The organism is Thalassospiraceae bacterium LMO-SO8, from assembly GCA_031655335.1.
Lineage (GTDB): Bacteria > Pseudomonadota > Alphaproteobacteria > Rhodospirillales > Casp-alpha2 > UBA1479.
The window spans coordinates 191,231-215,266 of record CP134226.1; the positions used below are offsets into that span (position 1 = coordinate 191,231).

The following is a 24,036-nucleotide window of genomic DNA, read 5'->3' on the forward strand; positions in this document are numbered from 1 at the left end:
GTTTTGGCGTATTCGCTTGCGAACGCCCGGATGTCTGCGCGCGCGGCCGGCTTAACACCACAGAAATGTGCCCCGCGGCGGAACGACTTCCTGCCGGAACCGGCGAATGTGCGCGCCGCCGGGCACTGGAGAACACTTTTTTATGCCAACCACGAGAATGCTCATCGATGCGTCGCATCCGGAAGAGACCCGGGTCGTGATCGCAAACGGCAGCCGCCTGGAAGAATTTGACGTCGAGTCAGAGTCACGGAAGCAGCTTAAGGGAAATATTTATCTGGCCAAGGTGACGCGGGTTGAACCCTCGTTGCAGGCGTGCTTCGTCGATTATGGCGGAAACCGTCACGGTTTCCTGGCCTTCAGCGAAATCCATCCCGACTACTACCAGATTCCGATCGCCGACCGGGAAGCCCTGGTCGCCGAGCACCAGGAACAGGAAGCCAAGGCGCACGAGGACGGCGACGAGGACGACGGCGAAGGCGTCGAGGTTCTCGGCGGCGAGGACGAGGAAATCCCCGTCCGCCGGCCGGTCAACCTGCGCCGACAGTACAAAATCCAGGAAGTCGTCAAACGGCGCCAGATTTTGCTGGTCCAGGTCGTCAAGGAAGAACGCGGCAACAAGGGTGCTGCGCTGACCACCTATCTGTCGCTGGCCGGGCGCTATTGCGTGCTGATGCCGAACACGGCGCGCGGCGGCGGTATTTCGCGCAAAATCGCGCAATCGGGTGACCGCAAGAAACTCAAGCAGATCCTCGGCGAACTGGACATCCCCCAGGGCATGGCGGTCATCGTGCGCACGGCGGGATCGAAGCGGACCAAGGCGGAAATCCGCCGCGATTACGACTATCTGTTGCGCCTGTGGGGCGAGGTTCGGGAAAAAACCCTGAAGTCCATCGCCCCGGCCCTGGTGCACGAGGAAAGCGACATCGTCAAACGCGCGATCCGCGATCTCTACACCAAGGACATCGACGAAATCATCGTCCAGGGCAACGAAGCTTATCGCGCGGCCAAGGACTTCATGAAGCTGCTGATTCCCAGCCACGCGAAAAAGGTCCAGCCCCACGAAGACGGCTCGATCCCGCTGTTCCAGCAGTTCCAGGTCGAAAGCCAGATGGACGCCATGCACGAGCCGGAGGTTCAGCTTCGCTCGGGCGGTTACATCGTCATCAATCCGACGGAAGCCCTGGTCTCCATCGACGTCAACTCGGGCCGCGCGACGAAAGAGCGCAACATCGAGGAAACGGCGCTCAAGACCAACATGGAAGCGGCCGAGGAAATCGCCCGGCAATTGCGCCTGCGCGACCTTGCCGGCCTGATCGTCATCGACTTCATCGACATGGAAGTCAGCCGCAACCAGGCCAAGGTCGAACGCTGCCTGAAGGACGCCATGCGCAATGACCGCGCGCGCATCCAGATCGGCCGCATCAGCCCCTTCGGCCTGCTCGAACTGTCACGCCAGCGTCTGCGCCCGGCACTCCATGAAACCAGCTTCGAGCCCTGCGCCCACTGCGGCGGATCGGGCATCCGCCGGTCGACGGAATCGACGGCGTTGCAGATGCTTCGCGTGCTTGGCGAGGAAGGGCAGAAGGGCCGCTCCTCGCAACTGACCCTGATCACGCCGACGGCGGTGGCGCTTTATCTGTTCAACAACAAGCGCCATGCCATCAACGACATGGAGCAACGCTTCAACCTGACCATCCGCATCGAAGCCGACGACACCCTGATCCCGCCCGACCACCGGCTTGAGCGGGTCAAATCCGACGGTGGCGTGGAAACCGTGACGAAAGCCCCCGCCGCGGCGACGCCGGCGGCGGCGACGGCGGCAGCGACAACCGTCGATGGCGACAGCGACGGCGAGAAGTCCGAGGAAGAAGGCGGCCGGCGGCGGCGGCGGCGCTCACGGCGGCGCAAACGCGGCGGCGAGGGCGATGCCCACGACACGCAGGAGACGCGGACGGACAACGATGCCAACGAGCCCGCCGAAGGCGGCGAGGAAACCGACGCCGATGGCGACGGCGAGCCGCGCGAGACGCGGGAAGGCACGGGCGAGCAGTCGGAAGACGGCGCGCCCAAGCGGCGCCGGCGCGGACGCCGTGGCGGACGCCGGCGGCGGCGGCCGGAAGAGGGCCGTTCGGAAGATGGCCAGACCGAGATCGCGGCGGACGCCGGTGGCGAACCCCAGGCCGATGATGCGGTCTCGGATGCGCCCACACCCGACGCCCCTGCATCAGATGCTCCGGCTGCCGACGTCGATGCCCCGGCGATAAGCGCCGAGACCGGCGGCGCACCGGCGGCGGAAGCCGCCGGCGCCGAGGCAAGCGAAACGCCTCCCGAGGTTGCGGAAAAGCCGAAGCGGACCCGTGCACGGCGCGCCCCGAAAGCGGCCGAAGACGGCGACGGCGAGGACAAACCCGCCAAACCGCGCCGACGGCGGACCGCCAAGAAGGCCGCGGACACGGCCGCCGAACCGCAGGCCGCCGACGGGGCAGCCCCGGCAACCGAAGCGGTTGCGGAACAGTCCGCCCCCGAAGCCCCCTCACCCGAAGCCGCACCGGCCCCCGCGCCGGAACCGGCACCGCAGCCCGAACCTGAACCGGCGATGGCGGTGGCGCCCCCCGAACCGGCCGAGCCGGAAACGGACAGTGCCAAGACCGTGGTGATCGAAGTCGGCGCCGACACGGAAACCGCCAACGCCCGTCGCGGCTGGTGGAACCGGCTGGTCGACTAGGCCTGAAGGGCAAGTGACGTAAAAAAACGCCGGCGGGTGCCTTACCCGCCGGCGTTTTTCGTTAGCGTTTCCAGTTCACAAGGCGGTCGGCGGCCTGCGACACCTCGTCTTCGCCGCCGGCGAAGGAAAACCGCACGAAATGGTCGCCCCTGGTCGGATCGAAATCGACCCCCGGGGTCGCCGCGACGCCGATCTCGGCCAGCATGCGGCGGCAGAATTCGGTGGAATCGTTGGTCAAGTCCGAGACATCGGCATAGATGTAGAACGCCCCCTCGGCCGGGGCCAAACGCGTAAACCCGGCCTTGGGCAGCTTGTCCAGCAACAGGGCCCGGTTGCGGGCATAATGGCGGACGTTGGCTTCCAGTTCCTCGGTGCAGTCGAAGGCCGCCATGCCCGCGTGTTGGGAAATGCCGGGCGGCGAGATGAACAGGTTCTGCGCCAGGCATTCGATGGCCCGATGCAGGTCCTTGGGCACGACCATCCAGCCCAGCCGCCAGCCGGTCATGGAATAGTATTTCGAGAAGCTGTTGATGACCACGGCGTCCCGCGTATGGGACAGCGCCGTCACGCCCGGCGCGCCATAAGTGATGCCGTGATAAATCTCATCGGAAATCAGACGAATGCCGCGTTCCCGGCAATGATCGACCAGTGCCTTGAACTCCGTCGGGGCGATCATGGTGCCCGCCGGGTTCGACGGGCTGGCGACGATGAGGCCGTCGGGGTCGCGGTCGAGGGCGCGCAGCCGCGCCACCGTCGGCTGGAAATTGTCTTCGAGGGTCGTCGGCAGGTCGATCACCTCGACCCCCAGGCCGGTCAGGATATTGCGGTACGCCGGGTATCCCGGCGACGCCAGGGCGACCCGGTCACCGGGGTCGAAGGCGGCCATGAAGGACAGCACGAACCCGCCGGACGATCCGGTCGTCACCACCACGTCCTCGGCATCCACGGCGACGCCATAGGCCCGGCCGTAATGGCGGGCGATGGCTTCGCGCAATCCCCAAACACCAAGTGCGTTGGTATAGCCGATGCGCTCTTGGTCGAGGGCTTGGCGGGCCGCTTCGATCACCTTGGAAGGAGCACTGGTGCCAGGCTGACCGACCTCCAGGTGAAGAACCTTTTCACCGGCGCGTTCACGTTCCTCGGCGGCGCGCATGACGTCCATGACGATGAACGGCGGCACTTGGCCGCGATTGGATGATTTCAACGCCATATGCCTGCGGCCGATCCCCGGCCTAGCGGTCGCCGACCGCGCCGAGCCCGAAGCCGCGCGGATCGGCGAAGGCGGCGCAGGCTTGCTTGTCGTTCGGCACGCCGCTGTCGCAATAAATGGCGTTGATGCGCACGCCCGAAGCCCCCGGATGCAGGGTATGGCCCAACGACCGCAACGCCGCCTGCTGGTCCTGCGGCAGGCCGGGTTCGATGACCAGGGCGTCCGTGCCCTCGGCGTAATAAAGCCGCGGGCCAGCAAGCACCGATTCCAGGCTCTGTCCGCCACCGGACACCCGAAGCGCCAGATCGGCGAGAGCTTCCGTGGCGCCGGGCCCGCCGGTCACCGTGGCGGCCATGAACACACGTTCCTCGTCTTTCTTGACGCGCGCCTCACCGACCAACAACAGCGGCGTCGCCGTCACCGGCGGCAGGCTGTCCTTGCCCGACGGCCGGGCCAAAAGAAACCCGAGCGAGGGCGCGATCTTGCCCGAACCGAAGGCCCCGTTCATGGACACGGTGCAGGCGACGGCCGAACCGAGCTGGTCGATCGCGACAATGCCCGTTGCATCGGCCCCCGGCGGCAGCGGGATCGCCGCGTCGCCTGTGGGCGGGCGTTGAGCATGGCGGTCTTCATCGAGCGTGCGGGCGATCAGGGCGTGGCGTTCGGCATCGACAAGATAATAGGCCGGCTGTGTCACAAGACCGTCCCGCCGAAGCCAGTCCGTGCGCCGCGCCTGGGCCGCCAGGGCCGCTTCGGCAAACAAATGCACGCGCGCGGCATCGTCGCGTTCGAAATACTTGGACTGGGCAAGAATGCCCGTCAGGTCCGCGGCGAGGGCGCCGCCCAGGACGGGGGGCGAAGGAAACAGGAATTGCGTGCGTTCGATATAGGGCAGCGTGATCGCGGGCCGGACCTCGGGCAGATAGGCGCGCATATCCTCGATGGTCAGCGCGCCGCCCTGACTGTTGGCGTCGTCGACGAAATCACGCGCCAGCTGGCCCTGGTAAAAATCGCCGACCCCGCGCACCCGCAGGCGGCCGAGCACGCCCGCAATGCGCAGACGGTCCATGCGGTCGCCTTCCTTGGCCAGGTTCGGCGACCCGGCCTTGCGGAACAAAGCCGTCACGTCGGGCAGCCCCGCCAGACGTCCGGCCTGCTGGCGCAAATCCATGGCGAAGGCGCGCGACACGATCCCGCCGAACCGCGCCAGGTTTTCCGCCGGCTGCACCACCTGGCCCCATTTCAGGCTGCCAAGGCGCGCATGAAGCACCGCGAACCCTCTGGGATTGCCCGGCACGGGCACCTTGCCCCGGTCGGCGCCGCCGGCACCCTGGGGAACCAGCGCCGGAAACGACAGCACGTCGTTGCGTTTGTTGACGTTGTCGCGAATGACGCAGACGCCGCCGCCGCCCAGGCCCGCATGGGTCGGCTTGGTCACCGCCAGGGTAAAGTACATGGCCGTCACCGCATCCGCCGCGGACCCGCCAGCCGACAGAATGTCGCGTCCAACAAGGGCGGCCTGCGGATCGTCGGCGGCGATGCCGCCCAGGAAACCGCGCACGAAGCCGGTCTCGCCCAACTGCTTGGTGTTTTCTTCCTTCTTATCGCCGAACGGGTTGGAAATCCCCCCCGAACAGCCGGCGACGAGCCCCGTGCAAAGCGCAACGGCCACTATCGGCATGGTGAATTGACGGGACCCCGGAGCGTGACTACGTTTAACGGGCCCGGAAACAGAAGGGAACGCGTCCCAACCGGCGCTGATTGCTTTGAAAAGCCGCATCTTTAAACCGTTGTTTTTGATCGTTGTTTTTGGCATCGGCCTGTGCTTTTGGTCGACGGCTTCCCTTGCCCAGCGCTTGTCGATGATTCGGGACGTCGAAATCGAAAATATCATCCAGGAGTACGCGACGCCAGTTTTCGAGGCCGCGGGGCTGAATCCCAAGTCCATCAAGACCTACCTCGTAAACGACCACCGACTCAACGCCTTTGTCGCGGGCGGCCAGAACATGTTCATCAATACGGGCCTGTTGATGCAGGCCGACGCCCCTGGGCAGGTGATCGGCGTGATCGCCCACGAAACAGGCCATATCGCGGGCAATCATCTGGCGCGGACCCACGAAGCCCTGTCGCGCACGGCGGCGGCCCAGATCCTGTCCATGATCCTGGGCAGCGCCGCGGTCATCGCCGGCGCGCCCGATGCGGGCGCGGCGATCCTGGGCGGCGGGCAAAGCATGCTCCAGCGGTCGTTCCTGGCCTACAACCGGGGCCATGAAGCGGCTGCCGACCAAGCCGCCATGACCTACCTGGACCGCACCAAGCAATCGACCAAGGGCCTGCTGGAATTCATGGGCAAGCTGGAATCCAACGAACTTCTGATCAACGCCAGCCGCGACCCCTATCTGCTGACCCACCCGCTGACCCGCGAACGTATCGACGCACTGGAAGCCCATGTCGAACGGTCCCCCTATTCGGACATCAAGGACGACCCGAAGCTGGTCGCCCGGCACGCGCGCATGCAGGCCAAGCTGCTTGCCTTTCTCACGCCGGGCCAGGCGCTGCGCAAGTTCAAGAGCGACGACACCAGCGTGCCGGCCCGCTATGCCCGGGCCATCGCCTTTTTCAGGACCGCGCGGATAGAAGAGTTTCTGGCCGCCATCGACAGCCTGATCGCCGAGCATCCGGACGATCCCTACTTCCACGAGATCAAGGGCCAGGGCCTGTATGAAAACGGCGACGCCAAGGGCGCCATGCCGTCCTACGCCAAGGCCGTGGAGCTGCTGCCGAAATCGGACCTGCTGCGCATGGAACTGGCCCGCGTCGAACTGGCGACCGAAGACCCCAAGGTTCTTGACGACGCCATCGAAAACCTGAAATTCGCCGCCCATTACGAGCGGTTCTCGCCGGGCATCTATCAACTTCTCGGCAACGCCTATTACAAAAAGGGCGATGAGCCGCGGGCCCGGCTTTACCACGCCGACGCCGCGTTCCTGCGGGGCGAAATGGAAAAGGCGATCTACAACGGCGAAGTCGCCGCCCGGTCGTTCACCGAAGGCAGTCCCGAATGGGTCCGCGCCAAGGACATCATCAACGCCGCACAGGTCCAGCAGCAGAAGCGGAAGGAACAATAGGCGTGGCACCGCGGCGGCGCCACGCGGCCGTGCGGATGGTTGTCGCGGCGGCGGTTCTGAGTGCGCTGTTGACCGGCTGCGTGACCGGCCCCCATGGCGGCGAACGGCCCGCCCCCGGACAGCCGGCCAGCGACATCCAGAACATCATGGCGACCCTGGGTCCCTCCCCCCTGTTCGCGGGTCTGGACCCGGGCGACCGCTGGCTGATCGTCGGCGACCCCTTGGGCGGCCGCGCGCGCATGGCGATGGATGAAGGCCTGCCGGTCGTCCACTTGTCGGCGGGACCGGACGACCTGATCCTGGGCCGGCGCATCGACCAACACCTTTTGGCCGCCCCCTTCCTGACCTGGAACTGGAAGATGTCGCCCCATGCCCCGCCCTACCATCCAATCCGCGTGATCGTCGGTTTCGCCGACACGTCGCGCCCGCTCGACCCCAAGGACGTGACCCTGCGCCGCCTGCCGGACGGCGTGCGGGTGCTGGAACTGGTGTGGAACGACAAGGCGCTGCGCCGCGGCACCATGGACATGCCCAAGGACGGAGCCCCCGCGCGCTATACCGTGCGCGGCGGCGAGGAAGCGCTGGGCAAACGCTGGCAGGAAGGCATCGACCTGATCTCTCTGCACGACACGGCCTGGCCGGGCCTGTCGACCAGCCATACCCGGATCGTGTTCGTCGCGGCGCGCGCCGCCGCCGCGCCGCCGGCCCGGCCCGGCGCATCCGTTCCGGCGGCTCTGATTTCCGACATTCGTCTGCTGCGCTGACGGGATCGTGACACGGCGGCGTCCGCGCCCGCTTGCCCCTTGCCGCGGTCTGGACCAATATGCGCCCACCATTTGGATAAGGAATGACCATGATCTTTCGGTTTGCCGCCTTGCCGGGCGTCTCGCTCATCGCCGCCGCCCTTGCCCTGGGCGCGGTTCTCGTCGCCCCGGCCGCACAGGCCCAGGACAAGACGCCCGCCATGGACCCGCAACAGCGCGGCGCCATCGAGACCGTCGTCCGCGAGTATCTCCTCGCCAATCCCGAGGTCATCGTCGATGCCATCCGCCTGTACCGCGAACGGGAACAGCAGGCCCAGGCGGACCAGGCGAAAATGGCGCTGTCGGCCCATAAGGACAGCCTGACCAACGACCCCAACGCCCCCGTCGCCGGGAATCCCAAGGGCGACGTGACGGTGGTCGAATTCTTCGATTACCACTGCGGCTACTGCAAGCGGGTGTTTCCGGTGCTGCGCGAACTCCTGGACTCGGACAAGAACCTGCGCTGGGTGTTCAAGGAATTCCCCATCCTGGGCCCGGAATCGGTGACCGCGTCGCGCGCGGCGCTGGCCGCCTGGAAGCTGAACCCGGCCAAGTACCTGGATTTTCATGCCGCCCTGATGGCGACCTCGGGCGGTCTGCCCGAAGACCGCATCCTGAAGATCGCCAAAACAGCCGGGTACGACACGGACAAGCTCAAGAAAGAGATGGCGTCCGATTCCGTCACCGCCGAGATCAACCGAAATCATCAGATCGCCGAAACCCTCGGCATCCGCGGCACGCCGGCCTTCATCGTCGGCGACGAACTGGTGCCCGGCGCGGTCGACATCGATACCCTGCGCCAACTGATCGCCAAGGCGCGCAAGGGCTAACCCCCCGTGGCTTGCCGCCAGCAGCTAGCCGCTAACCGCAGCTGGGTTCCGGCAGCGGATGGATTTCCTTAAGCGCCTGAATGACGACAAACCCGCCCAGGTCCATCTCCATGCGGCGCGGCACGCCGTTGTCCAGCAATTCCATGGTGAACTGGAAACTGGGCGTCGATTGCGGCTGTGTGCCCGTGGTTTCGAAATAGGCTGAGGACACGCGCCAACCCGGCCCGGTGCCCAAGGGCCCCCAGGCCGTCTGGAGGCCCTTGCCCTCACCCGTCTTGAAGCGGCCCGTGATCACGCTGGACATCAGCTGGGGGCCGATATCCTCGGTCCCGTCAAAGACATGAAACCGCACCTGTTTCTCGCCCGCCTGGGCGGCGGCCAGAAGCTTTCGGACCTGTCCGACCGGCAGGTAGGTGTCGTCGGGGATTTTCACCCTTTTGCCGTCCGGCTCCGCATAGACCGCTTCGCCGCCGGCCCCTTCGCGGGCGACCTCCAAACGGCCCTTCAGCCTGGTATCCTCGTCGCCTGCCTTGCTTTTGATGGTCGCGGCGAAACGATAGCGCGTGCCGTCCATCGATTCCCAACTGGTGAAGCGGATTTCCCGGTCGATCACCCCGCCCACTCGGGTCAGGATATGCATGACCATGTGTTCGGCGACGATCCAGCCGTCGCAGGTCCGCTCGACCGATCGGGTGACCAGGCCTTCGACTCCGTCATAGGGCACCTGTCCCGAAATGGGGCCGGGCAGAAGATGATAGACCGCCCTGTGCGGCACCAGATTGCCCGCCGCGACGGGGCTCGACAGCATTGCCAAGGCGATTATTCCGGCCGCGGCAAGCGCCGGGGCCACTCTGACTGTCATGATCGTCTCCACCCGATGGTTTGCGCAGAGGGGACGTATATCCCCGTCTTTCCGACGACCTTAGAGCCTCAAGCGCCGGGCCGTAAAGATGCCGGCCCGCACGGAACGCTGGATCGCTATCCCTGAAAAGGGTAGATTGTATACAATAAACAGGCCCAAAATGGGCCGGGAGGGCTCCGGCGCCCTGCACGACCTGGGAGGACATTCGACCGTGAAGATCACACCCCTTCATCCCGTTCTCGGCGCCGAGGTCACGGACATCGACCTTGCCGCCGAATTGACCGCGGCCCAGGTATCCGACATCCGCGCCGCGATGGACACCTACGGTGTTCTGGCGTTTCGCGGCCAGGCCCTGGACGACGCGCAGCAGCGGCGGTTTTCGGAAAACTTCGGTCCCCTGGAAACCAGCCGCAAGCTGCACCGCAAGGGATACGTCCCGCGCCTGGATCCGAAGATGAGCGACATTTCCAACCTGGATGAAAACGGCACCCCCCTGCCGAAGGACGATTTCCGCCTGCTCAACATGTACGCCAACCGTTTGTGGCACACGGATTCGTCGTTCAAACCCATTCCCGCCCGCTATTCGATCCTGGCGGCCCATGTCCTGCCCAAGAACGGCGGCGGCAACACCGAATTCGCCGACATGCGCGCGGCCTACGACGACCTGGACACGGCCACCAAGGCCCGCATCGAACATTACATCTGCATTCATTCCATCATGAATTCGCGGGAACGGCTGGGCTTCACCGATTTCGACGAGGGCGAACGCAAGGGCCTGCCGCCGGTCCGCCAGGTGCTGGTGCGCACCCATCCGGGATCGGGCCGCAAGAGCCTTTATCTGGCGTCCCACGCGGGCAGCATCGAGGGCCTGCCCGTGCCCGAGGGCCGCATCATCCTGATGGACCTGATGGAACACGCGACGCAGCCCAAATATGTCTACAGCCATGTCTGGCGGCCGGGCGACGTGGTCATGTGGGACAACCGCTGCACCATGCACCGGGGCCGATGGCACGATCCGGCGGATATCCGCGACCTGCGCCGGACCACCATTTCCGACGAGGTTCCGACCGTGCCCCAGGAAGCCCCCCGCCAGGCAGGGTGACCGGCGCCGCCCGGCACTTGATTACGGTTTCTTAATATAGCTGCGCGATCCTGTCCGCGCGTATTGGACAGGTCCGCCGTTCGGGCCGCCGCCGGGGAAAATTTGCATGCACGTCGCGGCCAACAATCACGTCACCCGCCCGACCCGCCATCCTTATCATCAGCCCGCCCACGGCCGGTACGGTAACCGCGCCTTCCACGGATCCGTGGAAAACGTCTCCGCCACGGGAGCCGCGATCGCCTTGGGCGAGGCCGGGGTGACGGTCGACAACGGCACGTTCGTCGACATGCATGTCGAGGGCCTGGGGCATCTTTCCGGCCGTGTCGCGCGGACCTACGATGGCGGTTTCGCGGTGCAGTTCGACACCGACGGCACGGACCTGGATGCCGTCGCCGAGGCGATTGGCCGGCTCGACCGCCACGCCTGAGCCCGCCGCTTCATTCGCGCACTACATACATTAGGATTCACCAAAATATAGACCAAAGTCAGGGTTACCCCCACGGCTTGGGTCGCTGTAGTCTTGTCTAATAAACCGACATTCTCCCCAATTCGTCGGAAGATCGAGACCACGGTGACATGAAAACCCTGCCTCCCATCGTGCTGGACGGCCAGATGCGACCTGTCGTGAGTACGGTTGCGATTGAGCCGGAAACGGTCGACGATCCGCATATCCAGGCCTGCATGGCGTACTGGTCCGACGTGAAGGGCGATGCCTTCGCGCCCAGTTGGGCGAACTTTCATCTGCATGAACTGCCGGCGCGGGTGTTGCCCTATGCGCTGGTACTCGATGTCGCGGGCGTTCCGGCGGAATTCACCTACCGCTACTGGGGGTCGGGGCATACCCACTATCATCGACGCGATTACACCGGGAAGAAATTGACGGACATGGCCGACGCCTGGTCCGCGACCCTGCTGACGCGGCAATACATGGCCGTGTTCGAAGTCCGCCGTCCCCTGGTCTTTCTCAACACCTACGAAGGGGTGGAAGAACCCCTGCGGTCGTTGCGCATGCCGCTGTCCGAAGACGGTCACGCCATTACCCAGATGTTCGCCTTCGTCGGCCGGCGGGACGTCACCGAAACTCTGAAAAATCTATTCACACCATCACCGGATTACAGCGGCTAGTCGCACTGTGTTATCGGCCGTCCCGCCGCGCCCGCTTGCCAGCCTCCGTCACCTTGCGTAGGGTCACCGGATCGACATCCGGGAGGAACACCACTCATGACTGAACGAAAGCGCGCGGCCCTGGTTACGGGGTCGGGGAAGAATATTGGCCGGGCCTGTGTCTTGGCGCTGGCGCGGGACGGTTTTAACGTCGTCATCAACGGATCCAGCGACCGGGCGTCCTGCGACGCCACCGCCGACGCCGCGCGGGCCTTGGGCGCCGACGCCCTGGTGATCATGGCCGACGTCGGCGACAAGACCGCCTGCGACGCCATGGCGGCCGAGGCCATCGGCCATTTCGGCGGCATCGACGTGCTGATCAACAATGCCGCGATCCGGCCCAGCCACAGCTTTCTCGACATCACCGACGAGACCTGGGAACGGGTGCTGGACGTCAACATGAACGCCGCCTTCCGTCTGGCCCGCGCCTGCCTGCCCGGCATGGTCGACCGGGGCTGGGGCCGCATCGTCAACTTCGCCGGCATGAATGCCATCCACGGCTACAACGGCCGCGCCCATGTCAGCGTGTCCAAGCACGGATCCTGGGGGCTGACCAAGGCCCTGGGCAAGGAGTTCGGGCCCAAGGGCATCACCACCAACATCATTTCGTCCGGCCCCATCGCCGGCGACCATTCGGATCCCGCCATGGCCGAGCATATCGCCTCCATGAAGGCGCGGGTGCCGGTGGGCCGCCTGGGCACGCCCGAGGAGATCGCCGGCATGATCGCCTATCTGGTGTCCGACCAGGGCGGGTTCATGAACGGTCAGCTGATCCAGATCAACGGTGGGACGGAAACCTGAGCGAACGGACGCTCCCGGACCCGGCCGGATGGCTTTACCTTTGGTTTTTTGCTAAGAATTTTCGGTACTTGGCGGAAACGAGGCAGCGATGCGGCTGATCCGGGGGGCTTCCCTGTTCGTGATGGCCTGGGCCGCGGTGGCGGCCCAGCCCGCGCACGCGCAAACACCCGACTGCGCCGACGGCGCGCTGCCCGCCGCCATGCGCGTGTTCGCCTGCACGCAAGCCATCACCCAGGATGAGACCGATCCCGAGAAACTCGCCGACCTGTACATCAACCGGGCCGACGCGCTGATCGACGAGGGTTTCCTCGACAAGGCGCTGAGCGACCTGAACAGCGCCGTGCGCCTGACCCCCCGCCGCAAACGCGTGCACTTCCTGCGCGCCCGCATCAACCATGCCGCCGGGCGCGACGCGGTGGCGCTTGCCGACGCCGACGCCGGCCTGAGGCTCGATCCCCGTAATGCCGACGCTTTAGCGCTCCGCGCGCGCATCCTGATCGCCCTCGGCCGCCATGGCGACGCGGCGGAAAGTGCGTCCCGGGCGCTTGATGCCGTCCCCCGCCATGTCGGGGCCTTGATCCAGCGTGGCGCCGCCCATCTGGCCCAGGGCCACCACCAGCTTGCCCGGGCCGATCTTAACGCCGCCGTCACCCTGGCCCCGGAAAACGGCGAGGCCTTGCAGGTGCGCGGCGCGTTGTTGCGCCGCATGGGTCTGTATCGTCTGGCCATCGCCGATCTGGACCTGTCGATCCGCCAATTGCGCCGCCCCCTGGAAAGCTACCGCGAACGCGGCCTCGTCCATATGGCGACCGAGGAATTTGAGCTGGCCGTCGCCGATTTCGGCGAGGCCCTGGAAATGGCGCCCACGGATGCGGAACTCCTGCGTCTGCGCGGACAGGCGCATCTCGCCGACGGCAATCTTGCGGCCGCGCGCGCCGATCTTTCGGCGTCGCTCGAAGCCGATCCCATGACACCGGCGACCTGGACCGCCCGCGCGGAAGCCTTCCTCAAGATGGAACAACTGCAACTGGCCCTCGACGACGTCGATCAGGCGATCGCTCTCGCCCCGAAGGACAGCCGCCACCACATGCTGCGCGCCCGCATCCACCTGCGCCAGGACGAGACCGGATTGGCGCTGGAAGACCTCGACGCCGCCATCGCCGCCGATCCCGGCAATGCGGACGCCCGGTTCATGCGCGCGGAGCAATTGTTCCAGCTTGAAACCTTCGCCGGTGTGATCGCCGACATGAACGCGGTCCTGCGCCGGGAACCGACCCACACGGCGGCCCTGGTCATGCGCGGCCAGGCCTATTACCGGCGGGGCGATCCGCACCATGCGGTGCAGAGCATGACCGCCGCCCTGGCCCTGGCGCCGGACAACGGCGTCGCGCGCCTGATCCGGGGGTCCGCCTACCGCGATCTCGGCGATGCGGACCGCGCCCTGACCGACCTCGATCGTCTGTTATTGGAAGACCCGGCCAATCTGGCGGCGCTCGACCTGCGCGCCGCCCTGCACGCCGCGGCCGCCCGCCCGGCCAGCGCCCACCGCGACCTGACCCGCATTCTCGAGGACCGCCCCGACGCCCTGGACCTGCGCCGCCGCCGGGCCGCCGCCGCCCAGGCCTTGGGCGATTATGCCGGCGCCATCGCCGATCTGAACCAGGTTCTGGCCGCCCACCCCGGTGACCCCGAAGCCCTTTTGGCCCGTGGCGAGGCGCAACTGGCGGCCGGGCATGCGGACGCCGCCGTCGACGACGCCACAGCCGCCATATCCGAAGGCACGCGCGGCGGCGACACGGACGTCGCTGCCCTGATCCTGCGCGGCCGCGCCTACCGGCGCCTCAACCAGACGGAGGCCGCCGTCGCCGACCTGGACCTGGCCCAGCGCATGCAACCCTATCAGGCCCGCGCGCTGCGGGAAAAAGCCCGCGCGTTGTTGTTCGGCGGGCGCTGGGGCGAGGCCTCGGCCGCCTATGAACGGCTGGTTCCCCTGGGCCCCGGCGAGGCCGAACCGCATGGTGTTCTGGCGTTTCTGCGGCTCCGCACGAACGACCTTGCAGGGGCCGAGGCGGACATTGCGCGCGGGCTGGCCGCCGCAGCCAACGATCCCTGGCTGCGGACCCTACAGGCGGAAGTCATGCTTCGTCAGGGCAAGCCCGAACAAGCGGCGATTGCCGCCTCCACCCTGATCGCCGAAGCAAAACCGACCTCCCTGTTGCTGCGCATTCGGGGATTCTCCCGGCTGGCGCTGAACCGCATCGACGATGCGCTGGCCGATTTCACAAAGGCGACGGAGATCAATCCGGGCGACGCCGCGGCCTGGGCCGGGCGGGCGGAAGCGGAGAAAACCCTGCGCCTCTATAGCGATGCGGCCCAGCATTTCACCCGTGCCCTTGATATCGATGGCAGCTTCGCCGCGGCCCACCTGGGCCGCGCCAACGTGCATGCGGCGCGCACCGACGCCGAGGCCGCCGGACGCGACCGTGCGGCGGCATTACGCATTGACCCGGACCTTGCGTCGGACGTAGACAAGCCCGGCGGCTGGCGGCTGGGCAATCGGCTGACCCTGGCCGACCTGCCCTTCTCGTCGTAACCCCCGCGACCGACCCACCGTTTACAGACCGGAACATGGACGCAGAACAGCAATTCCAGGCCGCCGCCCAGATGTACCAATCGGGTGATTTTCCCCGCGCCGAGGCGGGATTGACGGCGCTGGCGCTGGCCGTGCCGAACAATCCCAATATTCTGCATCTCCTGTCCCTGGCGCAGCTTCGTCAGGACAAGGCGGATGCGGCGGCGGACAATCTGAAAAAACTGACCGATCTGGTTCCCGACTCGGCCGAGGCCCATGACCTGCTCGGCTGCGCGCTGCGCCAGTCGGGCCGGGTCAATGCCGCGATCCGGCATTTCCGCAAGGCCTTGAACATCGCCCCGAACGCCGCGAACATCCATTACAACCTGGGCAACGCCTACCGCGACGACCGCCAGATTCCCCTCGCGGCGGAACATTTCAAGCGGGCCGTCGACCTGGACCCGGATAACCTGAACGCGCTGTTCAATCTGGGGCAATGTCACTACAACCTGTCCCAATTGTCACAAGCGGCTGAGGTTATGCAGCGCGTCGTCGACCGCGCGCCCAACGACCTCGAGGCCCGCGTCCTTCTGGCCCGGGCCCACTACTTCAGCAAACGCTACGCACAAACCCGTAAAATCCTTGAGAGCGCCCTGACGCTGACCCAGGACAACCCAGAGGTGCTGGGATTCTATGCCGACCTCATGGCGGAGATGGGAGATTTTCAGACCGCGGTCGACTACTACGGCCGGCTGCTGGAAAAACAGCCCGGCGATCCTGATACGCTGCGCCTGAAGGCGGCGGCGATGTACGCTATGGGCGATGCCGAGGGTGCCATCGATCATTACCGCAAGGCCACCGAAGCCGCCCCGGATGCCCCGGTCACCTGGGCCGATCTGGGGCGCCTGCTGGAAGGCATGAACCGGTCGGACGACGCCTGGGCGGCGATCACCCCGGCACTGGACAAGCATCCGGGCGATCCCGCGCTAAATCTGGTGGCCGCGCGCCTGGAACGGCGGGCGGGCGCCCCCGACAAGGCTCTGGCCCGGCTCAACGGCCTTGATCCCGCGGCGCGGAAGACCTCGTCGGCGGCAGCCGATATCCATTTCGAAATGGGCGCGCTTTACGAGCGGCTCGACCGCCCGGGCGACGCGATTGAAAATTTCGAGAAGGGCAACGCCTTCCTGACTGGCGACGGAAAGGCCCTGGCCATGTTCCGCACCCGGTCGGACGAATATCTGGAACGCCTCAAACGGGCTTACGAAAGTCCCGCCGCCCCGTCCGCGGCGACGCTTGCCCCCACCGCCGGAAGCGACCGGGCCCCCGTGTTTCTGGTCGGTTTTCCCCGCTCGGGCACGGCGCTGCTGAATCAGGTATTGGCGGCCCACCCCGACATTCAGGTGCTGGAGGAGAAGGCGACCCTGTCCGTGGTGCGCGACCACCTTCTGGCGCGCGGGGACGATTTCCCCGCCAACCTGTTCGACATTCCGGAGGCCGAGCTTGCGCCGTTGCGGGCCCTCTACTACCAGGCCGTGGACCGGTTGGTCACGCGCGGCCCGGACACCCTGTTGGTCGACAAGCTGCCGCTCAATATCCTCGACGCGGGCCTGATCCACCGCCTGTTTCCGGATGCCGGATTCATCCTGGCCCAGCGCCATCCCTGCGATGTTTGTCTCGACTGCTTCACCCATCCCTTTGCCTTAAGCGAAGGCGCCGCCCATTTCACACGCTTGGACGACACCGTCGGCTTCTACGAACAGGTCATGTCCCTGTGGCAGACGCAGTGCGAGACCCTGGCCCTGAATGTCCATGAAGTCCGTCATGAAGACCTGGTTGCCGGGCATCAACAGACCGCGCGGAAACTTTTGGAATTCCTGGGTGTTTCCTGGAATGACGGAATCCTGACGCCGCTTGACGCCGCGAACGGGGTTGCGATGCCCGTCGACCGTTGGCGCACCTTCGAAATCCACATGGCGCCCTACCAGCAGCGCCTGCGTCCGTTCATCAAGGGATTCGGCTACGCCGACGCCGGGACCTGAGCCCCGGGGGCGTGAAATCCTGGTATTCCCCCGGGACCGCCCCCATTTTAAGATAAGCCCATCGCTTCATCGGCCTCTTTCCCATCGGCACCGGCGCCGGCATCGGATGGATCGCGAGCCGACGACCAAACCATGACTTGGGGATCAGACGAACAATGCGAAAGTACCTGACCATCGACCTTGCCACCCGCGACATCAAAAGCGAGGAGTTGTCCGGCGAAGCCCTCGCCCGCGCCGGGCGCTATCTGATCGCCAAGACCCTGGTCGACCGCGGCCTGGCCAACATCGACCCTATGGGACCGGAAAACCCCCTGATCTTTTCCGCCGGCCCGTTCGCCGGGACCAACTTCTCCAACGCCAACCGGATCAGCGTGGGCTGCAAAAGCCCGCTGACCGGCGGGATCAAGGAATCCAACGGCGGCGGCACCATGGCCTTCGCCATGGGCCAGATCGGCATCGCCGGGATCACCCTGGAAAACCAGTCCGACGACTGGGTCGTGATCCGCATTCCCCTGGAAGGCGACATCACCTTCGAGGACGCCACCCCTTATCTGGGCAAAGGCGTGTTCGAAACCGCCGACATGCTGTTCGAAAAATACGGCGACAAGGTCAGCTTGGGCATCTGTAGTCCGGTCGGCGAATACGGCGGTCTGATTTCCGGCATCGTGTTCACGGACCCCGAAGGCCGGCCGACGCGCATTTCCGCGCGCGGCGGCGTGGGTGCCGTCATGGGCTCGAAAAAAGTCAAGGCCATCGTCTGTGACAAGCACAAGATGCCCGACTTCCACGAACGCAAGAAGCTGATGCAGTCGATCAAGACCTACGGCGGCATGATCAAGGACGACCCGGCAACCCAAAACCTGGGCGCCCGCGGCACGGCCCTGGTCGCCGACGTCATCAACCATCTGGGCGGCCTGCCGGTGCGCAACTTCTCGTCCGGACAGTTGGTCGACACGGCCAAGGAACGCCTGAAGATGGGCGGCGACTACATCCGCGAACAGAACCTGGAACGCGGCGGGGAAACCACCCATGCCTGCATGCCCGGCTGCATGATCAAGTGCTCCAACGTCTATGCCGACGAAGACGGCAACGAACTGGTGGCGCCGCTGGAATACGAGACCATCGGCCTGCTCGGCACCAATTGCGGGCTGACGCATCCGGACCAGGTGGCCCGCCTCAACGCGGTCGCCAACGATCTGGCCATCGACACCATCGAGACGGGGGCCCTGCTGGGCGCCTTGATGGAGGCCGGCCAGGCCGAGTGGGGTGACGAAGCGTTCATGATGGAAGCCCTCGCCGACATGCGCGACGGCAACGAGCGCGGCCGCCTGCTGGCCCAGGGCACGGCCCGCGTGGCCGAGCATTTCGGCATCAAGCGCGCGCCGGTGATCAAGAAGCAGTCGATCAGCGCCTACGATCCCCGGGTCATCGAAGTCACGGGCATCTCCATGATGCTGACGGCCCAGGGCGCGGACCATACCACCGGCAACCTGCCGACCTTCGAATGCGCCGGCAAGTCGACCGAGGAACTGACCCTGGAAAGCCTGAAGATCCAGGCCAAATGCGCCGCCGTGGATTCCCTCGGCCTATGCGTGTTCGGGCGCTCCGTCACCAACATGAACCCGGACCTGATCGTCACCGCCATCAACGACGCCGTCGGCACGACGTTCGAACCGGAATTCTTCGACCGGCTGGGCAAGGAAACCCTGGTCCTTGAGGAAACCTTCAACAAGGCCGCCGGCTTCACCGGCGCGGACGACGAACTGCCCGATTTCTTCTATCAGGAGCCCCTGGCCCCGACCATGAAGATGGCCCGCCATCATTTCGCGGAAGTGAACCGCATTCGCGACCGCTGGCTTTCGGAATAACGGCGGGGGATCGGCCATGAGCTGGCAGCCCGCCGACGACCCGCAGTGCAAGGACGCGCCCGACGACGGCGTGATCGCCCTGGTCATCACGCCCAAGGAACATGACATCGGCGGCCTGATCGTGCGTCGGTCCCTGCCGTCTTCCCTGCGTCGCAGCGTCGGACCCTTCGTGTTCCTGGACCAGATGGGTCCGGCGGTGTTCAAGCCGGGACAGGGCATCGACGTGCGCCCGCATCCGCACATCGGCCTCGCCACCATCACCTATCTGTACGATGGCGTGATCGGCCACAAGGACAGCCTGGGTTTCGACCAAGCGATCCGCCCCGGCGAGATCAACTGGATGACCGCCGGCCGCGGCATCGTCCATTCCGAACGCACCCCAGGCGACGTTCGTGCCGCGGGCGGCCCGCTGTTCGGCCTACAGGCCTGGGTGGCGCTGCCCATCGCGTTCGAAGAGACGGAGCCTTCCTTCGTTCACTATCCGGCCGACGCCCTGCCCCGCTGGCGGGACGGCGGGGCGGATGTCGCGCTGATCGCCGGCACCATGTCCGGGCGGACCTCGCCCGTGGAATTCTTCTCGCCGATCTTCTATGCCGATCTACGCCTGGCCGCCGGGGCCGTGTTCACCCTGCCGCCCGACCATGCGGAGCGCGCGGCGCATGTCGCCGAGGGCCGGGTGACGATTGACGGTCAGACCTTCCAAGCCGGGCAGACGGTGGTTTTCCGCGAAGGCCCGGATGTGGTCATCACCGGCCAAACGGCGGCCAAGGTCATGGTCCTGGGCGGCGCACCGCTGGACACCGCACCCGATGCGCGGCTGAACCAGCCCCGTTTCATGTTCTGGAATTTCGTGTCCCATTCATCCGCCCGCATCGAGCAGGCCAAGGACGATTGGAAGAACGGCCGGTTCGCGAAAGTACCCGGCGAGACCGAGTTCATTCCCCTGCCCGAATAGAACGCCCGTCAGTCGTCACCGCATCCCATTGACGCCGCGCGTATCATCGAGCTGGAGACACGGTCGAGCGCCTCATCCAGGGAATTCAGGTTTCCCTGAAGGTTTCGCATCTCCGCCTGCTGCTCGGCGATGGCTTCCGCCAGACCGCGGCTTGCATCCCTAAGACGTTGGCGTGCCTTGATATCTTCGGGCGATTGAGGGCCTTGAATGACGACACGGCGATTCATCACATTACCTTCGATCTATTGTCTATCCCCAAGCGCCGCCGTATACACGATACACGGCATAGGCCAGCGACACCTCCCGACATTGGGCGAACGCGGCGCCCAGGGCTGTGACCACAATCACTGGAATAATAATAATATGCAACAATCTTCGGCCCGGCGCCGCACGGTGCCGCGCTGCTTGACCGCGGCGCCTTAGGTGCGTTTGCGTTCGCCCAGAATGTTCAGGAAATTTCCCGCGAAGATCACGGCGGCCCCGCCGAGGACCCAGGGGTCCAGGGGCTCTCTATAGAACAGCAGCCCGGCAACCGCGATCAGCGGCAGGCGCAGGAATTCCATGGGCACGACGACGATGGCGTCTGCCTCGGCAAAGGCGCGGGCAAGGCAGTAATGGGCGCTGAGCCCGGTGATGCTGACCGCCAAGATCCAGGGCCACATGGCGGCCGACGGGTTGACCCAATCGAACAACGACGGGATCAGACCAAGCGGCAACTGCACCAGACACATGTAGAATACGATGGCGAGCGCCGTATCCGTGCGCGTCAGCTTCTTGGTTAGGGTATAGGCGAAGGCATATCCGACGGCCGCCATCAGCACGGCCAGGGCTGCCGGGCTGATCGTCACCAAACCGGGCCGCACGACGATCAGGATGCCGGCGAAGCCAATGGCCACAACCAGGGCCCGCCTGGGTGTGATCCGTTCCTTCAGCAGCAGCGGGGCCAGCAGCGTCGCCCACACCGGCATGGTGAATTCCAGCGCGAAGACCTGGGCCAGCGGCAGCACGGAAATGCCGTAGAACCAGCCGAATTGCCCGATGTAATGGGCGACGTTGCGCAGGATTTGCAGGCCCGGCTGATGGGTCGCCAGATGATGCCGTCCCACCCGCCAGATCACGGCCAGAATGATCATCAGGCCGATGGCGCTGCGGAAAAACAGAATCTGTAGAGTCGACAATTCCGCCGACAATTCGCGTCCGGCGATGGCCATGAGCGCCAGGGACGTGAGCGTCCCCAGCATCCAAAGTGCTGCCCTCAGGACCGGCGGCATGGTGGGCAGCCTCCTGCGTCCGGGTCTAGAAGTGCAGCGTCAGATCGCGCGGATTGGCCATGCAGGCAGCGACGTCGAGGGCCTGTTCCTTGGACAGCTTCGGCTGCTGACGCAGACCGATGTTCATGCGGATCGCCTGTTCGTATTCGGCAAGCCCCGCGCTGAGCTCCGCCGCCGCCTTCTTGCGCCAGGCAATGTCGTTGTCGTACGCCGCCTGGGCATCAGCCAGGGCCTTCAACGATTTTTCCACGTCGGGCTTGTCGCCGCGCATGGCGCGGCGGGCGTCCGCCAACGGTTTCTGGATTTCACGGGTACCCGGCACCTCGCGCATGACCTTCTCGACCTCATTGACCGCGTCCATCGCCTTCTCGGGATCGGCCGCGCCGGTGACGGCGGCAGGCAGGCCCGCCAGGTCCTTGCCGAGCGCCGCCAGGGCAGCCGCCCCGGCGATCACCTTGGTGACCTCCTGGAGCGGCTCATAGGCGCCGTCGACGTTGCGTTCATACAACCGGATGGCAAGCGTCTCCGCCTTCTGCAGTTTGGCGAAAGCCGCGTGATCCGCCCGCCAGTTGTCGGGAACCTTTGCTTCGTAGACTTTGATCTCGGCCCGCAGTTCCTCGATCTTTGCTTCCAGTTTTTGCTTCCGCGCCTCACCCCGCTCGTTCCGGGGAAGTTGGCGGATGGTCGTCTGGAGATACTTGATCTCTTCCTTCAGGCGGCGTGCCTGACGCTGGGTTTCGCGCACCTCCACATGCAGCGGCAGGTACCCCGGCGTGGCCTCGTCGATGATCTTTTGCGTCGCGCGGATTTTGGCGACCAGATCGAACGTCTTCTCCGCCTTGTCGAAGCTACTCTTCAGGTCGCCGCGAAGTTCGCCGGGAAGCGGCGACAGATCCAGCGTCCTGGCCTTGGCGATGGCGGCGCGCAGGACGTCGCCCTTGGCGTCATAGACCTTGAACAGATGGTCCTGCACGCAGGATGACAGCGCCGGGTTGCGCGGCGGCGGCGCCGTTTCCGACGTCAGGCTCACGCGCTGCGGCAGATAGTTCACCAACTGCGGCGTCAGGCCGACGATGACAAGCGCGACCAATTGCAGACAGATGAACGGTACCACGCCCTTATACATCTGGACGGTCGATACGCTGGGCGGGGCGACGCCGCGCAGATAGAACAGGGCGAAGCCGAAGGGCGGCGTCAGGAACGAGGTCTGAATGTTCAGACCGATCATCACGCCCAGCCAAACGGCGGTGATGTTGGCTGAGGGATCCATGAGCAGGATCGGCGCCACGATGGGCACCACCACGACGGCGATTTCGATGAAGTCCAGGAAGAACCCCATGATGAAGATGACCAGCATGACGATGGTGAACTGAGCCCAGAATCCGCCGGGCATGCCGGTCAGAAATTCGCGCACCAGTTCCTCGCCGCCGAACGCACGGAACGCGGCGGTCAGCATGGCGGCGCCGATCAGGATGATGAACACCAGGGCCGTGGTCTTGGCGGTTTCAACCATCACGCCTTGCAGCGTGTCCTCGATCTTCAATGCCCGCCAGCCGCTCCAGCCGATGGAAAAGATAAGCGTCGCCGTGAAGATCAGGCCGAGCACCAGACCGACTCTGTCGAAATCGCTGTTGATCGACTTGATGTTGATCTTGAAATACGTGCTGACGACCGCGAGCGCGACCAGGGACACCAGGGCGATGATCGCCGGGTAATAGGCGTTCCGGTGGCCGTCACGCAGGCGGTATCCGCCCATGATCAGCGCCCCCGCCGCACCGATGGCGCCGGCCTGGTTGACCGTCGCGACGCCGGTGATGATGGAGCCCAGGACCAGGAAGATCAGGGTCAGCGGCGGCACCAGGGTGACGAACACCTTGACCATGAACGCGCGGTCGAGGGCCCCCTCGCGATGCACGGCGGGCGCCATTTTAGGCTTGAAAAAGGCCAGAATCAGGACATAGGCCATGTACAGGCCGACCAGAACCAGACCCGGCACGAAGGCACCGAGGAACATTTCGCCGGCGCTGGTCGATGTCACGTCGAAGCCCGACGGCATCAGCAGATTGCCCGTCGATTCCTTGAACAGTTCCTTGCGCGTGGTCGATGCCTGATCGACGGCGCTGGCCAACTGGTCCGCCAGGATGATCAGCACGATGGACGGTGGGATGATCTGGCCCAAGGTGCCGGACGCGGCGATGGTGCCGGTCGACAGGGAATTGGCGTATTTGTTGCGCATCATCGCCGGCAACGAGATCAATCCCATGGCGACGACGGTGGCGCCGACGATACCTGTCGTCGCGGCTAGAAGGGCGCCGACGAAAATCACCGAAATCCCCAGCCCGCCCGGCACCGGGCCGAACAGCTGCGCCATGGTCACCAGCAGGTCTTCGGCCAGTTTCGAGCGTTGCAGCATGATGCCCATGAAGATGAACAGCGGGATGGCGATCAGGGTGTCTCGTTCGGCCTCCCAATAGACGCCGCGGAAGTTGGTGACGCCGGCGCTGAGCCATTGCCACGCCCCGCCCTGGGCGAAATAGGCGTCGACGTTTCCGGCGAACAGCCAACCGCAAAGGGCCGCCAGGGTAATCGTGATGATGGCCGAACCCGGCAGCGCGAAGGCGACCGGAAAGCCCACGCCCAGCGCATAGGCCATGGTGATCATGAGAATGACGAGGAAGACGAGTTCCATTGAGTAGCGGCCCCTGT

The 24,036-nt window shown here is 65.4% G+C and carries 18 protein-coding genes; 12 read left to right on the plus strand and 6 right to left on the minus strand.

Going from position 1 to position 24,036, the window contains the following annotated elements; all coding sequences use genetic code 11:
• Window positions 1-142: 142 nt before the first annotated feature.
• Window positions 143-2,725: a ribonuclease E/G gene (locus RJ527_00925; GenBank protein WND76318.1), complete on the plus strand. Its 2,583-nt coding sequence runs from the start codon at window positions 143-145 to the stop codon at window positions 2,723-2,725.
• 61 nt (window positions 2,726-2,786) lie between these two features.
• On the opposite strand, the gene RJ527_00930 is transcribed toward RJ527_00925, so the two are convergent.
• Together RJ527_00930 and RJ527_00935 are read right to left on the minus strand one after the other, a co-directional pair.
• Window positions 2,787-3,935 (minus strand): aminotransferase class I/II-fold pyridoxal phosphate-dependent enzyme, encoded by a 1,149-nt coding sequence (locus tag RJ527_00930; GenBank protein ID WND76319.1) that lies wholly within the window; start codon window positions 3,933-3,935, stop codon window positions 2,787-2,789.
• A gap of 22 nt (window positions 3,936-3,957) precedes the next feature.
• Window positions 3,958-5,616, minus strand: a complete 1,659-nt coding sequence (locus tag RJ527_00935; protein WND76320.1) for a gamma-glutamyltransferase — start codon at window positions 5,614-5,616, stop codon at window positions 3,958-3,960.
• Between the two features lie 181 nt (window positions 5,617-5,797).
• Here RJ527_00935 and RJ527_00940 point away from each other — a divergent pair, with 181 nt between their 5' ends.
• The 3 genes from RJ527_00940 (at window position 5,798) to RJ527_00950 (ending at window position 8,696) form a co-directional block, all read left to right on the plus strand.
• The gene (locus RJ527_00940) at window positions 5,798-7,063 is read left to right on the plus strand and encodes a M48 family metalloprotease (protein ID WND76321.1); all 1,266 of its coding nucleotides are present in this window, start codon (window positions 5,798-5,800) and stop codon (window positions 7,061-7,063) included.
• Between the two features lie 2 nt (window positions 7,064-7,065).
• On the plus strand, window positions 7,066-7,827 hold the full coding sequence (locus RJ527_00945; GenBank protein WND76322.1) for a hypothetical protein: 762 nt from the start codon (window positions 7,066-7,068) through the stop codon (window positions 7,825-7,827).
• 83 nt (window positions 7,828-7,910) lie between these two features.
• The gene (locus tag RJ527_00950) at window positions 7,911-8,696 is read left to right on the plus strand and encodes a DsbA family protein (protein WND76323.1); all 786 of its coding nucleotides are present in this window, start codon (window positions 7,911-7,913) and stop codon (window positions 8,694-8,696) included.
• A gap of 31 nt (window positions 8,697-8,727) precedes the next feature.
• On the opposite strand, the gene RJ527_00955 is transcribed toward RJ527_00950, so the two are convergent.
• Window positions 8,728-9,558: a DUF1849 family protein gene (locus tag RJ527_00955; GenBank protein ID WND76324.1), complete on the minus strand. Its 831-nt coding sequence runs from the start codon at window positions 9,556-9,558 to the stop codon at window positions 8,728-8,730.
• 211 nt (window positions 9,559-9,769) lie between these two features.
• Here RJ527_00955 and RJ527_00960 point away from each other — a divergent pair, with 211 nt between their 5' ends.
• From RJ527_00960 to RJ527_00995, 8 genes are all read left to right on the plus strand, one after another.
• Complete coding sequence (locus RJ527_00960) at window positions 9,770-10,660, plus strand: TauD/TfdA family dioxygenase (protein WND76325.1); 891 nt, start codon at window positions 9,770-9,772, stop codon at window positions 10,658-10,660.
• Between the two features lie 106 nt (window positions 10,661-10,766).
• Complete coding sequence (locus RJ527_00965) at window positions 10,767-11,087, plus strand: PilZ domain-containing protein (protein ID WND76326.1); 321 nt, start codon at window positions 10,767-10,769, stop codon at window positions 11,085-11,087.
• A gap of 149 nt (window positions 11,088-11,236) precedes the next feature.
• Window positions 11,237-11,785, plus strand: a complete 549-nt coding sequence (locus tag RJ527_00970) for a hypothetical protein (protein WND76327.1) — start codon at window positions 11,237-11,239, stop codon at window positions 11,783-11,785.
• A gap of 96 nt (window positions 11,786-11,881) precedes the next feature.
• On the plus strand, window positions 11,882-12,625 hold the full coding sequence (locus tag RJ527_00975; protein WND76328.1) for an SDR family oxidoreductase: 744 nt from the start codon (window positions 11,882-11,884) through the stop codon (window positions 12,623-12,625).
• Between the two features lie 88 nt (window positions 12,626-12,713).
• A complete protein-coding gene (locus tag RJ527_00980; protein ID WND76329.1) occupies window positions 12,714-15,218 on the plus strand; it encodes a tetratricopeptide repeat protein in 2,505 nt (834 codons plus the stop codon).
• 35 nt (window positions 15,219-15,253) lie between these two features.
• A complete protein-coding gene (locus RJ527_00985) occupies window positions 15,254-17,236 on the plus strand; it encodes a tetratricopeptide repeat protein (GenBank protein WND76330.1) in 1,983 nt (660 codons plus the stop codon).
• 155 nt (window positions 17,237-17,391) lie between these two features.
• Window positions 17,392-19,104 (plus strand): aldehyde ferredoxin oxidoreductase C-terminal domain-containing protein, encoded by a 1,713-nt coding sequence (locus tag RJ527_00990; GenBank protein WND76331.1) that lies wholly within the window; start codon window positions 17,392-17,394, stop codon window positions 19,102-19,104.
• A 16-nt stretch (window positions 19,105-19,120) separates the two neighbouring features.
• A complete protein-coding gene (locus tag RJ527_00995; protein WND76332.1) occupies window positions 19,121-20,059 on the plus strand; it encodes a pirin family protein in 939 nt (312 codons plus the stop codon).
• A gap of 8 nt (window positions 20,060-20,067) precedes the next feature.
• Here RJ527_00995 and RJ527_01000 read toward each other — a convergent pair whose 3' ends face one another.
• The 3 genes from RJ527_01000 to RJ527_01010 form a co-directional block, all read right to left on the minus strand.
• The gene (locus RJ527_01000) at window positions 20,068-20,286 is read right to left on the minus strand and encodes a hypothetical protein (GenBank protein WND76333.1); all 219 of its coding nucleotides are present in this window, start codon (window positions 20,284-20,286) and stop codon (window positions 20,068-20,070) included.
• 192 nt (window positions 20,287-20,478) lie between these two features.
• Window positions 20,479-21,330, minus strand: a complete 852-nt coding sequence (locus tag RJ527_01005) for a DMT family transporter (protein ID WND76334.1) — start codon at window positions 21,328-21,330, stop codon at window positions 20,479-20,481.
• A 25-nt stretch (window positions 21,331-21,355) separates the two neighbouring features.
• Entirely contained in the window at window positions 21,356-24,019 is a 2,664-nt protein-coding gene (locus RJ527_01010) for an SLC13 family permease (GenBank protein WND76335.1), read from the minus strand.
• Between the last annotated feature and the right edge of the window lie 17 nt (window positions 24,020-24,036).